Origin of the sequence: Embleya sp. NPDC050154, from assembly GCF_044460165.1 — a bacterium.
GTDB lineage: Bacteria > Actinomycetota > Actinomycetes > Streptomycetales > Streptomycetaceae > Embleya.
Genome location: NZ_JBITJP010000035.1, coordinates 13,296 through 30,001 on the forward strand (window position 1 = coordinate 13,296; position 16,706 = coordinate 30,001).

Annotated in this window: 2 protein-coding genes; both read right to left on the reverse strand. The window is 71.1% G+C overall.

Annotated elements, in window-relative coordinates:
• Positions 1–2: 2 nt before the first annotated feature.
• Positions 3–8,912 (reverse strand): amino acid adenylation domain-containing protein, encoded by an 8,910-nt coding sequence (locus tag ACIBSV_RS44710; protein WP_395873255.1) that lies wholly within the window; start codon positions 8,910–8,912, stop codon positions 3–5.
• Positions 8,909–16,693 (reverse strand): amino acid adenylation domain-containing protein, encoded by a 7,785-nt coding sequence (locus ACIBSV_RS44715; protein ID WP_395873256.1) that lies wholly within the window; start codon positions 16,691–16,693, stop codon positions 8,909–8,911. Before ACIBSV_RS44715 ends, ACIBSV_RS44710 begins: the two co-directional genes overlap by 4 nt.
• Positions 16,694–16,706 lie beyond the last annotated feature (13 nt).

Genomic DNA, 16,706 nt, shown 5'->3' on the forward strand with positions numbered 1-16,706 from the left:
TTTTACTCCTCTACGAACATCTTGCGCAGCCCGGGGCGACGGGGAGCGGCCGATTCCTCCGACCACGCGGCGAGCGCGGACACGGTCGGCAGGTCGAAGATCTTGCGGATGGGGATCTCGATCCCCAGTTCGGCGCGGGCGCGGCTGATCAGCCGGGTGGCGAGCAGGGAGTGCCCGCCCAGGTCGAAGAAGCCGTCGTCGAGGCCGACCCGGTCCACGCCGAGCACCTCGGCGAACAGCGCGGCCAGGGCTTGTTCCCGGGCGGTGCGGGGGGCCCGGTAGGCGGCACCGGTGTACTCCGGCTCGGGCAGCGCGGCCCGGTCCAGCTTGCCGTTCGGGGCCAGTGGCCACCGGTCGAGGACGACGAAGGCGGACGGCACCATGAAGTCCGGCAGCCGCTCCGAGACGAAAGCGTGCAGGTCCCTGGGATCCGGGCCCAAGGGGGCCTCGGACGTCGTGCCGTCGTCGGTGACCGAGGGCACGACATACGCGACCAGTCGCCTGCCGGTGTTGCCGCCGCGCCCGTCACGGGCGATCACGGCGGCCTGTGCGACGGCGGGGTGTGCGGTGAGCGCGGCCTCGACCTCGGCGGGCTCGACGCGGAAGCCGCGCACCTTGACCTGGGTGTCGCCGCGACCCACGTATTCCAATTCGCCGTTGCCGTTGACCCGGGCCAGGTCACCGGTGCGGTACATGCGTGTGCCGGCCGGACCGAACGGGTCGGCGACGAAGCGTTCGGCGGTCGGCGCGCCGCGGCCGTGGTAGCCGCGGCCCACGTTCCCGCCGACGTACAGCTCGCCGATCGCCCCCGGCGGCACCGGAGCCAGGCCGGGGCCCAGGACGTAGGTGCGCATGTTGCCGAGGGGGGTGCCCACCGGCGCGCTGCCCGACCGGCCCCGGGGATCCGCGTCGACGGCGCAGGTGGTGGCGTAGAACGACTCGCTCTGCCCGTAGGCGTTGACGATCCGTACTCCCGGGAAGGCGGCCCGGGTCCTCTCCACGAGCGACGAGGGCAGGGCCTCGCCGGCGAAGACGACCGTCTCCACGGCGGTGCGATCGGAGATCTCGTCGACGAGTTCGGCGAAGGCGGACGGCACGGTGGAGATGACGCTGCCGCTCCAGCCCTCGCGGTCGCCCAGGACCAGGACGTCCTGGACGACGTCGACGACGCCGCCGGTGGCGAGGGTCGTAAAGATCTCGAAGGCCGAGACGTCGAAGTTGATCGACGTGCCCGCGAGAAGCCGCTTGCCCGGCCCCATGCCCACACGCGCGGCGAGCCGCAGCACGCCGTTGACCACGTTCGCGTGCGTGATGGCGACGCCCTTGGGCTTGCCGGTGGAGCCGGAGGTGTACATCACGTATGCCAACTGCTCGGCGTGGATCCGACGTTCGAGATCCGGGGCGTCCTGGGAAGGCTCGAGTGTGTCGAGGAGCAGATCCGGGGCGTCGTGCTCGGGCAGCACCGCGACCGTCGCGGAGTGCGCCACGACCAGGTGCGGCCGCGCCTCCTCGAGGATCGCGACGAGGCGGTGGCCGGGATACCTGGGATCGACCGGCAGATACGCGCCGCCCGCCTTCAGGACCGCGAGCAGTGCGATCACCAGGTCCGCCGTCCGCGGCAGCGACACCGCGACCAACGCTTCCGGGCCCACGCCGCGGTCGACCAGTTCGCGCGCCAGGCGGTCGGCCCGGGCGTTCACCTCGCGGTACGTGAGCGACTCGCCCCCGGCGACCACGGCGACCTCGTCCGGGGTCCGCGTCGCCTGTGCTTCCACGAGCCCGGCGATCGTGACGTCCGGGGTCGGGACGGCCGTGTCGTTGAACTCGACGAGGAGTCGGTGGCGTTCGGCCGGGTCCAGGACGTCGAGCTGCGCGATCCTCAGCTCGGGCGTGGCCGCGAGTTGTTCCAGGACGCGCACGAATCGGTCCGCGTACACCTGCACCGTGTCCCGGTCGAAGACACCGGGCGCGTACTGGAGGAGGAACTCCAGGCCCGGATCGGCCGCCGCCATCAGCGCCAGGGGGTAGTGGGTGCCGTTGGACGGGCGCATGCCGAGGAAGGCGATCCCGTCCGCGGCCTCGGTGGCGGCGCCGATGCCCTCCCGGTCGACCGGATAGGACTCGAAGACGACCAGCGTGTCGAAGAGGGTCTGCAACCCCACCACACCCTGGATCTGGGTGAGGCTGTAGTGGTGGTGCTCCAGGAGGCCGGCCTGCCGGTGTTGAAGGCGGGTGACGACCTCGGCGAGGGTGTCGCCGGGCGCGTACTCCACACGCACGGGCAGGGTGTTGATGAACATCCCGACCATCGACTCGACCCCGGTCACCTCGGCCGGGCGCCCGGAGACGGTCGCGCCGAACACCAGATCCCGGCGGCCGGTGAGTTGGCCGAGCAACAACGCCCAGGCGGCCTGGACCACGGTGTTGATGGTCACGCCCAACTCGGACGCGCGCCGGTTGAGTCGGCTCGACAAGTCGAGGGGGAGTGCGAACTCGACCTGGTCGAGGCCGTCTTCGCTCGCGCCCTTGGAGCCGGGAGCCAGCAGGGTCGGCTCCTGGACCCCATCGAACTCGGCCGCCCACGCCCTTGCCGCCTCGTCCTGGTCCTGCCGTGCGCGCCAGGCCAGGAACTCGCCGTAGCTCCGCGTTTCGGGCAGCTCGACGCGGTCGCCGTCGGCCGCGTAGAACAGCAGCAGTTCGCGCATCAGCAAGGGCGTGGACCAGCCGTCGTAGAGCGCGTGGTGGGTGGTCAGCACGAGTTCGGCCCGATCGGGCCCGAGCACGACCAGCGCCAGCCGCGTCAGCGGCGGGTTCTCCACGTCGAAGTGGGCGGCCCGATCCCGGACGAGGAACTGCTCCAACGCCTCGGTTCGCTCCGCCTCGCCGCGCCCGGTCAGGTCGAGGTGCTGCCACGGCAGGGTCACCCCGGCCGCCGGCACCACCTGCACGAAGTCGCCGTCGGATCGGTTGACGAACGCCGCACGGAGGTTGGCGTGACGCTCCAGCAGTGCCTGCCCGGCCCGGCGCATCCGCTCCGGGTCCACCGCACCGGCCAGGTGGAACGCCATTTGCACGTGATAGGCGTCGAACGAGGATCCGGCCAGCATCGAGTGGAAGAGGATCCCGGACTGCGCCGGGGTCACCGGCCACACCTCGGCCAGCCGGCCGAATCGGGCCTCCCAGGCGTCGATCTCCCCCTGGCTCACCCCGACCAGGGGCGCGTCCGTCGGGGTCATCCCGCCCGCGTCGGGGCTCGCGGCGTGCCGGGCCAGGGCGGTCAGTGCCTCGACCCACAGCCCGGCCAACTCGGTCGCCTCCTCGCGGGAGAGCACACCGGTGGGGAAGGCGAACCAGGCGGTCAAACGCTCGCCGTCGGGGGCGCCGGCGGCCACCGCGTTGATCTCCAGCGCCGACAGCACCGGCATGTCCGCGTCCGGCGCGGCGATCAGGTCCGGCTGTGTGGTGTCCGGTGCCCAACCCAGGCCCCGCAGTTCCTCGGGGATGTCCGCGCCGGAAGTCCGACCGAGGTAGTTGAACCCGATCTGCGGTTCCCGTTCCGCGGCCAGCGCGGCGGCGGTCTCCGGGTTGAGCCGGCGCAGCAGGCCGAAGCCGATCCCGTTGTCCGGAACCGCCCGCAGTTGCTCCTTGACCGCCTTGATCGCCCGACCGGCGGCCGGACCGCCGGCGAAGGCTTCCGCCACGTCGACGCCGGCCAGGTCCAGCCGCACCGGATACATCGCGGTGAACCACCCGATCGTGCGCGAGAGGTCCGCGCCGGGCACCACCTGCTCCTCCCGGCCGTGCCCTTCCAGGCGGACCAGCGTCGAGGAGGCGGGCACGCCCCGCGTGCGACGCCAGTGGGCCAGCGCGAGCGCCAGAGCGGCCAGCAGCCCGTCGTCGACGCCGCCCCCGAAGATCGCGGGCACCGTGTTCAGCACTGCCTCGGTGACCTGTGCCGGTACCTGGACGCGCACCGTGTCCACGGTGGCGGCGACATCCCGCGCCGGATCCGGCTTCCGTGCGCCGAGCACCGGCTCGTCATCGCGCAGGATCCGCTGCCACAGGGGCAGTTCCGCCACCCGCTCCGGGTTGTTCGCCTCGTCGGCCAGCGCGTGTGCCCAGCGGCGCAACGAGGTCCCCACCTCGGCGAGTTCCGGCACACGACCGTCGCGGACCCGCTCCCATGCCGCGACCAGATCCGGTAGCAGGATCCGCCACGAGACCCCGTCGACCACCAGATGGTGCAGCACGATCAACAACCGGCCCGCGTCCGTGGGCGAGGTGAACCACACGAACTGCGCCATCACCCCCGCGTCCGGATCCAGCCGACCCGCCGCCGCGTGCAGCTCGGCGAGGGCCGCGTCCGCGGCGGTGCCGGTGTCGCCCACGGCGACCTCCCGCAGCAGCGTGTCGGCGTGCACTCGGCCGGGCGATTCGATCCACAGGCCCGACCGCGCCCGATCGAGCCGCGAACGCAACACGTCGTGCCGGTCCAGCACGGCCTGCACCGTCGCCACCAGGCCGGCCCGATCGATGTCCTCGGGCAGGGTCAGCATCGCGGTCATGCAGAGCCGGGACAGGCCACCGCCGAGCGCGAGCACGTGCTCCGCCGTCGGGGGCAGCGGAGCCCACCCCGTGCCGCCACCCGGCAGTTCCGCCAAGGTGAGGCGTTCCTCTTCGCGTCCTTCGACCAGTTCCGCGAGCCGAGCGACCGTGCGGTGCTCGAAGATCTCCCGTGTGTTGATGTCGATGCCTCGGGCCCTGGCCCGCGCGACGATCTGGATGGAGCGAATGCTGTCCCCGCCACTGGCGAAGAAGTCGTTGTCGACGCCGACGCGCTCGACGCCGAGCACTTCCGCGAACAGCGCGCCGAGGGCCTCCTCGTGTTGACCGCGCGGTGCCCGGCCGGTCGATACCCGCGCGTATTCCGGCGCGGGCAGAGCCCGGTGGTTCAGTTTTCCGCTCGGAGTCAGCGGTAGCGCCGAGAGCGGCACGATCGCGGTCGGCAGCATGTAGTCGGGGAGACGCCCACGCAGGTATTCGGGCAGTTCGACGAGCAACGCACCGATCGATCTGGCCAGTGCGGGGGCGTTCGCCCACATGCGCCCGCCCGCACCGGTGGGAACGAACGAGCCGGAGACGGTGCGCGGTCGGATCTGCCGCTCGGGCAGCAGCACCGCTTCGAAGCAGCGCGCGTCCTCGCCCGACCAGGTGAGAATCGCGTCCCGACCGTTCTCGCGTGCCCACCGGAGCAGATCCTGCGGATCCACCGGTGCTCCCGGCGGGGACGCCGAGTCCAGGAGACCGGCCGCGACGGTCACGGCGACCTCCTCGACCAGACGCGCGTTGGGTATCCCGCTGACCCGTACCGGGCCCTGTGCCGGGTCCGCGTGGCGGGCCAGGTCGGCCAGGTCGGCCGACTGCCCACCCCACGGCACCGACCGCACGCCGGCCAGGTCGAGGACGTCGGCCGGTTGCTTGTGCAGGACGACCTCGTAGCGGTGCCGGGTCAGCTCGTTCTGCGCCCGCCCGGGCTTCAACCGGATGTCGACCGCGACCGGATCGCCTCCCGCCCACTCGGTGAACCACTCCGGAGCGATCACCAACTCCTGCTCGGCGAGCAACGCCTTCTCCACCAGCCGGCGCAGCTCCTCATGGGAGGCGTGGGGGTTTTCGGCGTATTGCACGGCGGTCAGCAGCAGGCGGCGGGTCGTGGCGTTGCGGACGTCGCCGACGATGACGCGGCCGCCGGGCACGAGGAGTTCCATCACCTGGCGGAGCACCTGGTCCAGGTACTCGATGCTCGGGAAGTACTGCACCACCGAGTTGAGCACGACGGTGTCGAACCGACCCCGGGGCAGCCCGGAGACGTCGTCGGCCGGTTGGGCGCTCAACCGGACCCGGTCGCCGTATCCGGCCTGTTCGGCCTGCGCCCGGACCCGGTCCACCACCGTGGCCGAGATATCGGTGCCCCAGTACTCCTCGACTTCACCGACGATCTTCCCCAGGAGCAGACCGGAACCCACGCCGATCTCCAGCACCCGCCGCGGCGCGTACCGCAACACCTGTGCGACCGCCGCGTCCTGCCACTCCAGCATCTGCTCGAGCGGGATCGGCTCACCGGTGTAGCTGGAGTTCCAGCCTCCGAAGTCCTCGCCCAACACCTCGTCACCGGAACCGGCGTAATTGTCGTCGTAGAGGTGACGCCACTCGTCCACCTGGGCGCCGGCATCGGCCGGCGCGGCATCCGGCCTGGGCACCACGTATCCCACGAGCTGCTTTTCGCCCTGCTCGTTCTCCCGCAGCACGACCGCCGCCTGCGCCACACCGGGATGGCCCGCCAGCGCGTGCTCGATCTCCCCCGGCTCGATCCGGAAACCACGGATCTTGACCTGGAAGTCGGTGCGGCCGAGGTATTCGACCTGGCCGTCCCGGTTCCATCGCACCAGGTCCCCGGTGCGGTACATCCTGCTTCCCGGTACACCGTAGGGGCACGCGACGAACCGATGCGCGGTCAGATCCGGTTGCCCGAGGTAGCCCCGGGCGAGCCCGACGCCGGCCAGGTACAGCTCACCGGCGACCCCGGGCGCGACCGGGCGCAGCTCCGTGTCCAGCACGTACACCCGGGTGTTCCAGATCGGCGCGCCGATCGGCAGCCGGTCCGAACCCGGTACGTGCTCTCGCGCGGTGACCTCGACCGCCACCTCGGTGGGGCCGTAGAGGTTGTGCACGGCACAACCCGGCAGCAGGTCGGCGACCTTGTCGGCCAACTCGGCGGGGAACGCCTCACCTCCCGCCTCCACCCAGCGCAGCCCGGAGCACCGCGCCGCCGAGGGCTCGGCGACGAACACTTCCAGCAGCGAGGGAACGAAGAAGGCGCCGGTCACCCCCTCCCGCCGGATCAACTCGGCCAGATACGCCGGATCCCGGCGCCCGTCCGGTCGCGCGATGACCACGGCCGCACCGGCCAGCAACGGCGTGAACGACTCCGGCACCGAGGCGTCGAAGCTCGCCGACGAGCTCACCAGCACCCGGTCCCGGACGCCGATCCCGAAGTAGGCCAGGCGCCACGCCATCAGGTTCATGATCGACCGATGCGAGACCTGCACACCCTTGGGAGCACCGGTGGACCCGGAGGTGTAGATGACATACGCGGGGTTGTCCGGCGACAACGACCGCTGCGGGTTGGCCTCCGAGTACCCGGACACCTCCGGAAGCTCTTCCTCGAGCACCAGCAGCGGCCTCGCGGTGTCCAGCAGATACCGCACCCGGTCCTCGGGCAGTTCGGTGTCCACCGGCAGATAGGCCGCGCCCGTCTTGATCACCGCGTAGATCGCCACCAGCAGATCCACCGAACGCGGGATCCGCACCACCACCAGCCGCTCCGGACCCGCGCCCTGCTCGACCAGCCAATGCGCGAGTTGATTGGCGCGCCGGTTGAACTCCCGGTAGGACAGCGTCTCGTGCTCGCCGATCAGCGCCACCCGGTCGGGCTCGCGCGCCACCTGGGCCTCGAACACGCCCGGCAGGGTGTCCGCGACCACCGGATGTGCCGTGTCGTTGACCTCCCCTATCAACCAGTCCCGTTCCTGTGTCGACAGCACCTCGATGGCGCCGACCGGCAGCGTCGGGTCCTCGAGCACCTGCTCGAGGATGCGCACGAACCGGTCGACGATCCGCACGGCCGTGCCGTGCTCGAACAGGTCCGTCGCGTACTCCAGGAGCCCGAGCGCGCCCCCGGACGCCTTCGGGACGATGTTGAAGAACAGGTCGAACTTCGCGGTACCGGTGCCCGCCCCGACCGGGGTGACCCGCAGACCCGGCATCTCGATCTCCGGCCACACGAACTGCCAGCCCAGCACCGTCTGGAACAACGGCTGGTACGCGGTGGAGCGATCCGGGTTGAGCAGCTCCACCAACCGTTCGAACGGAATGTCCTGGTTGTCGTACGCGGCGAGGGCCTTGTCCCGTACCTGCTCCAACAGCTCGCCGAACGTCGGGTTCCGCGACAGATCGGCGCGCAGTACCCAGGTGTTGACGAAAAACCCGATCAGGTCGTCGAGTTGCTCATCGGCGCGCCCCTCGATCGGACTGCCGATCGTCACATCCTCCCCCGCGCCCAGCTTGTGCAGCAGCACCGCCAGCGCGGCCTGGGCCACCATCGGCGCCGTGCCACCGTGGTCCACGGCCAGCTTCTGCAACCCGGACAACACCTCGGGTGCCAGCTCGAAGTGCACTTCGCCGCCGCGATAGCTCGCCACCGTCGGCCGCGGCCGATCCAGCGGAAGTTGCATGGGCTGCGGAACTGCGGCCAACTCGTCTTTCCAGTAAGCGAGTTGCGCTGCGGCTACGCTCTCCGGGTCGGCTTCGTCACCCAGCACCTGCCGCTGCCACAGCGTGTAGTCCTTGTACTGCACCGCCAGCGGTGCCCACTCCGGCGGCCTCCCCCGATGGCGGGCCTCGTACGCCGACATCAGGTCCCGCAGGAACGGCGCCATCGACGCCCCGTCCGCGGCGATGTGGTGGAACACGAACACCAGGACGTGCTCCTGCGGAGTGATCCGGAACACACTGGTTCGCAACGGAAGTTCGGTGACCAGGTCGAACGGCTCGCGCGCGAACTCGTGCAGCGCGGCATCCACCGCGTCCGCGGCCACGTCGACCACCCGAAAGGGCAGGGTGGCCTCCTCCGGAGACAGGATCCGCTGCTCCGGCGTACCGTCCGCGTCCTCGACGACCAGGGTGCGCAGGCTCTCGTGCCGGGTTGCGACATCCGTCACGGCCGCGGCCAGGATCGTGGTGTCCAGCCGTCCTTCCAGGCGCAGCGCGAACGGCACGTTATAGGTCGCGGAGGGGCCTTCCAGGCGGTGGAGGAACCACATCCGACCCTGGGCAAAGGACAACGGGATCATCGACGCTTCTCCTCTATGGTCATCTGTCGCAGCTGGGGGCGCTTCGATGTGGCCAACTTCTCGATCTGCTCCGCCAGCTGGGCAACGGTCGGATTGCGGAACACCGTCGTGACCTTCACGTCGACGTTGAGCTCGCCGCGGATGCGGCCGGTGAGCCGGGTGGCCAGCAGCGAGTGCCCACCGTGCTCGAAGAAGTTGATGTCGATGCCGACCTCGTCCACCCCGAGCAGCTCGGCGAACAGTCGGCACAGGACTTCCTCGGTGTGGTTGCGCGGCCCTCGCCCGGCGGCGACCTCGGCGTGGTCGGGTGCCGGCAGCGCCTTGCGGTCGAGCTTCCCGCTCGATGTCACGGGGAACTCGGCGAGCGGCACGATCACCGAGGGGACCATGTACTCCGGCAACCGCTCCCGGGCCAGCTCCGCCAGGCCGATGAGGTCCGGCTCGAACGGTTCCGCCTTGCCGTTGCCCGGCACCACGTACGCGACCAACCGCTGGTCGCCGGAGCGCTCCTCGCGCACCACGACCACCGCGTGCTCGACGTCCGGGTGCGCGGTCAGCGCCGCCTCCACTTCGCTCAGCTCGATCCGGAAGCCGCGGACCTTGACCTGGAAGTCGGTACGGCCGAGGTACTCGACCCGGTCGTCCTCGTTCCACCGCACCAGGTCCCCGGTGCGGTACATCCGGGTTCCCGGTGCTCCGTACGGGCAGGCGACGAAGCGGTGTGCGGTCAGGCCCGGTTGCCCGAGGTAGCCCCGGGCGAGTCCGGCACCGGCCAGGTACAACTCGCCGGCGACCCCGGGCGGGACCGGGCGCAGCGCCGCGTCCAGCACGTACACCCGGGTGTTCCAGACCGGTGCGCCGATCGGCACCCGGTCCGCGCCGGGCACGTGCTGCCACGCGGTGACCTCCACCGCCGCCTCGGTGGGCCCGTAGAGGTTGTGCACACCACACTCCGGCAGCAGTTCCGCCGCCCTGTTCGCCAGCGCGGCCGGGAACGCCTCGCCCGCGACCTCGATCCAGCGCAGGCTCGTGCACTGCTTGGCCGAGGGCTCGGCGACGAACGCCTCCAGCAGGGAGGGCACGAAGTCCGCGCCGGTCACCCGCTCCCGGTGGATCAACTCGGCCAGATAGGCCGGATCCCGGCGGCCGTCCGGGCGCGCGATCACCACGGCCGCCCCGATCTGCAGGGGGGCGAACAATTCGGGCACCGAGACGTCGAAGCTCGCCGAGGTGCTGAGCAGCACCCGGTCCTCGGCGCCGACGTCGAAGTGCGCCAATCCCCACTTCAATCGGTTCATGATCGAGCGGTGCGACACCAGCACACCCTTGGGGCCGCCGGTGGAGCCGGAGGTGTAGATGACGTACGCGGCGTTGTCCGGCGACAACGTCCGCTCCGGATTCACCACCGGGTAGCCGGACACGTCCGGGAGCGCCCCGTCGAGCACCAGCAGCGGCTCGGCGCTGTCCAGCACGTGCCGCACCCGGTCCTCGGGCAGGTCGACGTCCACCGGCAGGTAGGCCGCACCCGCCTTGACCACCGCGTAGAGCGCCACCAGCAGGTCCACCGAGCGAGGGATCCGCACCGCGACCGCGCGTTCCGGACCGGCGCCCTGCACGACCAGCCAATGCGCGAGTTGATTGGCGCGCCGGTTGAACTCCCGGTACGTCAGCGTCTCGTGCTCGCCGATCAGCGCCACCCGGTCGGGCTCGCGCGCCACCTGGGCCTCGAACGCGCCCGGCAGGGTGTCCGCGGCCACCGGATGCGCCGTGTCGTTGACCCGCCGCACCAGCCGGTCCCGCTCGTCCCGCACCAGCACCTCGAGGGCGCCGACCGGCGCCGTCGGGTCCTCGAGCACCTGCTCCAGCACACGAACGAGCCGAGCCGCGATGAGCTGGGCCGCTTCCCGGTCGTAGAGGTTGTTGCGGTAGTCGAGGGAGAGCCTCAGGTAGGGGTCGGACGCGTTGAGGGTCAGGGCGTAGTGCGAGCCCGCGAACGGCCGGATGGCGTCGATCGTGAACCCCGCCGCGGTGTTCGCGTCGACGATGCCCTCGCGGTCGACCGGGTAGTTCTCGAACACGACGATCGTGTCGAACAGGGCGGGCAGTCCGACGCCGCGTTGGATGTCGGCCAGCCCGTAGTAGTGGTGGTCGAGCAGCGCGGTCTGCCGCTCCTGCAATGCGGTGACGATGTCGCCCACGCTGTGGTCCGGCGGGCAGAACACCCTGGTCGGCAGGGTGTTGATGAACAGGCCGACCATCTCTTCCGAGCCGGGGAGATCCGCCGGGCGGCCGTTGACCGCGGCGCCGAACACCACGTCCCGCCGCCCGGTCAGCTTCGAGAGCAGGATCGCCCACGCGCCCTGCAGGAGCGTGTTCAGCGTGACCCCGAGTTCCGCGGCGCGCCCGGCGAGTTCACGTCCCTGGTCGATCGACAGCGGTACCTCGACCCGCCCCAGGGCCGCCGCCTTCTCCTGGAGGGGAGCATCCGGGGCCATCAGGGTCGGCTGGTCGAATCCGGCGAGCTCGGCCCTCCACCGCTCGGCCGAGGCCGCCCGGTCTCGTGTGGACAGCCAGGCCAGGTAGTCACCGTAGCTCCGGACCGGAGCAAGTTCGTGGGTCCCGGAGTACAGCCGAATCAGATCCTTGAACACCAACGGCGACGACCAGCCGTCGAACACGGTGTGATGCGCGGTGATGACGAGTTTGCCCCGCTGCGCCCCGCAGGTGAGCAGTGCCAGGCGGAACAACGGCGGCCGGGTGGGGTCCAGCCGGTCGGCCCGATCCTCGGCGAGGACGTTGTCGAGCACCGCGTCCTGCTCGGCCACGCTGCGATCGCCCAGCTCGATGTGCCGCCAGGGCAAGGCGACGTGTTCCGCCACGACCTGCACCGGATCGCCGCCGGCCCTGATCAGGAACGCGGAGCGCAGGTTCGGATACCGCTCGAGCAGCGCCTGCCCGGCCGACCGCATGCGCTCCGGGTCCACGTGCCCGGACAGGTGCAGCACGAACTGCATGTGGTAGACGTCGAAGGAGCCGTCGGCGATCGCGGCCTGGAACTGGATCCCGGACTGGCCCGGCGCCTGCGGCCACACCTGGGTCAGTCGGCCGTAGCGCTCTTCCCACGCCTCGATCTCGTCCTGCCGCACCGGAACCAGCGGGGCGTCCGACGGCGTGAGCCCGCCCGTCCGCGGCTGTGCGGCGTGCCCGGCCATGCCGTGCAGCACCTCGACCCACAGGTCGACCAGTTCGCGGACACGCTCGCGGGAGAGCAACCCGGTGGGGAACATGAAGGCCGCCTGCAACCGGGTGCCGTCGGCGGTGTCCGTGGCGACCGAGCCGACCTCCAGCACGGACAGCGCGGGCAGGTCCGGGTCGGGAGCCGGGATCAACTCGGTGGACCACGACGCCGGTCCCCATCCGTGCGCGCGCAGGTGTTCGGGCACATCGGCGTCGGAGATCCGGCCGAGGTAGTTGAATCCGATCTGCGGCGCCGGGTGCTCGGCGAGTTGCGGGGCGGTCTCCGGGTTCAGATAGCGCAGCAGTTGGTAACCCACGCCCTTGTCCGGGATCCCACGCAGTTGCTCCTTGACCAGCTTGATCGCCTTCCCGGCCGCGGGTCCGCCCGCGAGCACGTCGGCCGCGTCCACCCCGCGCACGTCGATCCGGGCCGGGTACATGCTGGTGAACCACCCGACGGTCCGGGAGAGGTCGGCCCCGGGAACGAGGTCCTCCGCGCGACCGTGCCCCTCCATTCGGACCAGGGTCGAGTCCTCCTTGCCGCGCCACCGGTTCACCGCCAGAGCGAGCGCGGCGAGCAGCACGTCGGTCCCGGTGCCCCTGTACGCCGCGGGAAGCCTGGTCAGCACCGCGTCGGTGACATCGGCGGGCAACTGCACGCGCACGCTGTCCACCGTGGACATCACATCCACCGCCGGATCGAACGCCCGCGTGCCCAGCGGGGGGTTCGGCGCGGCAAGCAGGTCGCGCCAGTACGCCACTTCCACCTCGCGCTCGGGGGCGAGCGCCTCGCTCTGCAGCGCCGACGCCCAGCGCCGGGCGGAGGTCCCCACCGCGGGCAACTCGGGCGTCCGGCCGGACCGGACCTGCTGCCACGCCTCGGCGAAGTCCGACATGAGGATGCGCAGGGAGACGCCGTCCACGACCAGGTGGTGCAGGACCACGAGCAGCCGGCCCGCACCCGACTCGGGGGCGAACCAGACGAAGTCCGCCATGGTCCCGGCTTCCGGGTCGAGTCGCCCGGTCGCCTCGTCCAGTTCCGCCTTCGCCGCCTCCACCGAGGACGGCTCGTCCCACCGGCCGGCACAGGAAACCCGGCGGATCAGATCCGCGGCCCGTACGGCGCCCACCGGGCGTACGACGAGCGAGGGTTCGTCGCCGCGCACGAGTCGCGCGCGCAGCAGGTCGTGCCGCTCGAGCACGGCGTCCAGCGTCGCGGCCAGACCGCTCGCGTCGATGCCCGCCGGCAGTTCCAGAGCCATCGCCATGGCGAACCGGTTCGTCCCGCCGCCGTTTTCGAACACCTGGCGCGCCACCGGCTGCAATGGCATCGGGCCGATGCCGCCACCCTCGTCCTCGGCGAGCGCGGGCGTGCGGTCCCGGCGGGCCGAGGCCACTTCGGCCAGCCGGCCCGCCGTGCGGCACTCGAAGATCTCCCGCGTGGTGAGGTCCAGGCCCCGGGCCCGGGTCCGCGCGACCACTTGCAGCGACCGCAGACTGTCCCCACCGACCGCGAAGAAGTCGTCGTCGACCCCGACCCGGTCCACACCGAGCACGTCCGCGTACGCCGCGGTGATGATCGCCTCGGCCTCGGTGCGCGGCTCCACGTAGGTCTCGCCCACGAACTCCGGTTCGGGCAGCGCCGAGCGGTCCAGCTTGCCGGTCGGCCCATACGGCATGCGGCCAAGCGTCACGAACGCCGACGGCACCATGTAGTCGGGCAGCCGTGCCGCGACGAACCTGCGCAGTTCGGCGGCCGAGGCGCCGGCCAGGAGTTCCACATCGCCGATCCCACCGGCGCCGTCGTCACCGACGGCTCCGTCGCCGGCGTGCACCACGTACGCGACGAGCCGACGCCCGCCCGAGGGCACCTCCCGGCTGATCACCACCGCCTCGCTGATCCCGGGGTACAGCGCGCACGCCGCCTCGACCTCCGCGGTTTCGATCCGGAAGCCGCGCACCTTCACCTGGCCGTCGACCCGGCCGACGCACTCCAGTTGCCCACGGGCGTTCCAGCGGGCCAGGTCGCCCGTGCGGTACATCCGCTCGCCCGAGGGGCCGAACGGGTTCGCCACGAACCGCTCGGCGGTCAGGCCCGGAAGGCCGTGATAGCCGCGGCCCAGGCAGATCCCGACCACGTACAGCTCACCGATCACGCCCTGCGGCACCGGGGCGAGTCCCGGGCCCAGCACGTAGGCGCGCATGTTCCCCAGGGGGGTACCGATCGGCACAACGTCGTTCTCCGCCCATTCCTCGGACCCCGCGAGGGAGAACGTGGTGGCGTAGAAGCTCTCGCTCTGCCCGTAGGAATTCACCACCTGCACCCCGGGCAGCGCCTCGCGCACCTGGCGCACCAGCCGGGCCGGGAGCAGGTCGCCCGCGAATACCACCGTGCGCACGTCGGGCGTCTTGCCCAGGTGACCCACGAGTTCCCCGAGCACCGAGGGAACCGCGCTGATCACGTGACCGTCCCAGCCGTCCCGTTCGCCGAGCGCCAGTGCGTTCGGCACCACCTCGGCCGTGCCGCCGGTGGACAGCGTGGACAGCAGTTCGAAGACCGAGACGTCGAAGTTCACCGAGGTACCGGCGAGCATCCGCCACCCGGGCGGCGCGTCCAGCACGCGCACCAGTTCCCGCACTCCGTTGACGACGTTGCGATGCGTGATCGCGGCGCCCTTCGGCTTGCCCGTGGAGCCGGAGGTGTACATCACGTACGCCAGGTTGTCCGGACCCAACGGCGAGATCCGGCTCGCGTCGTCCGGCGCCCCCTCGGGCGAGTCCCATTCCGCGCGCAGGTCGAGGTCGACGGTCGAGATGTCGTTGCGCGGCAGGTTCCGCCATGTCCCGGTGTCGGTGACCGCGAAACGCGGAGCCGCCTCGGCCAGCACGCTCTCCGCCCGCCCGCCGAGATACTGCGGGTCCATCGGCAGGTAGGCGGCACCGGACTTGAGGATCCCGAGCAGGCCGACCACCAGGTCCTCGGTGCGCGGCAACGCCAGCACCACCAGGTCCTCCGGACCGGCACCACGCCGGATCAGTTCCCACGCGACGCCGTTGGCCCGGTCGTCGAGTTCCCGGTAGGTCAGCGTGCGGTCGGCGCAGACGATCGCCGGGGCATCCGGCGTCCCGGCCGCCCGGCGTTCGAACAGTTCCGGGATGGTTGATTCGGACACCGTCGCGGCGGTGTCGTTGTAGCGGGTGAGCAACCGGTCCCGCTCGGCGTTGTCGAGCACGTCGAGGCCGCCGATCCCGCGTTCCGAGTCGGCGACGAGCCGGCTCAGCACGCGGACGAACCGGTTCGCGATGCCCTCGACCGTCTCCCGGTCGAACAGGTCGGTGGCGTACTCCAGACGGCACGCCGCCCCGCCCGAGCCGTTCGGGATCATGTCGAAGAACAGGTCGAACTTGGCGGTTCCCGTCTCGAGCCGCTCGGCCCGGACCTCGAAGCCCGGCAGTTCCAGATCCGGTACGGGCGGCTGCCAGGAGAGCATCACCTGGAAGAACGGGTCGTAGGCGGTGGACCGGTCCGGGTTCAGCAGCTCCACCAACCGCTCGAACGGCATGTCCTGGTTGTCGTACGCGGCGAGGGACCGGTCCCGCACCCGCCGGAGCAGTTCGCGGAAGGTCGGGTTCCCGGAGAGGTCGACGCGCAGTACCCAGGTGTTGACGAAGAACCCGACGAGGTCCCGCAGTTCCTCGTCCGTCCGCCCCGCGATCGGCGCGCCGATGGGGACGTCGTCCCCACAGCCGAGGTGGTACAGGAGGACACCCAACGCGGAATGCATGACCATCGAGACCGTGGTGTCCGCTTGCGCCGCCACCTTTTCCACGGACCGGAGCAGGTCGGGGTCGATCGAGAACGGGACCCGATCGCCGCGGCGGCTCATCGCCTTCGGACGCGGGCGATCGGTGGGTATCGCCAGCGGCTGTGCCAGGTCGGCCAACGCTTCGCGCCAGTAGGCCAGTTGCCTGGCCGCCAGGCTGTCCGGATCGGACTCGTCACCGAGCACGTCCCGCTGCCACAGCGTGTAGTCCGCGTACTGCACCGCGAGCGGCTCCCACGCCGGGGCCCTGCCCTCCCGGCGGGCCGCGTAGGCCGTGGCGAGATCGCGGAACAGCGGTCCGAAGGACTCCCCGTCCACGGCGATGTGGTGCACCACCAGCACCAGGGTGTGGTCACGCGGTCCGCACCGGATCAGCCGGGCACAAATCGGCGCGTCGGCGGCCAGATCGAAGGTCGCGGTGGCCACCTCGTCGATCGCCGCCGCCCGTTGCTCCTCCGCCGCGACCTCGACGACCGGCAGGTCGAACGGCTTGCGACCGGATGGCAGCACCTGTTGGTGCGGAACGCCGTCGTCGTCCTCGACGATCACCGTGCGAAGGGCCTCGTGCCTGTCGATGACATCGTGGAGCGCCGACTCCAGCGCACCCACGCTCAATTCACCGGTCAGTCGCAGGGCGGACGCGCCGTTGTAGGTCGGCGAAGGGCCTTCGAACCGGTCCACGAACCACAGCCGACGCTGCGCGAACGACAACGGGATCATTGTTTCTCCAAAT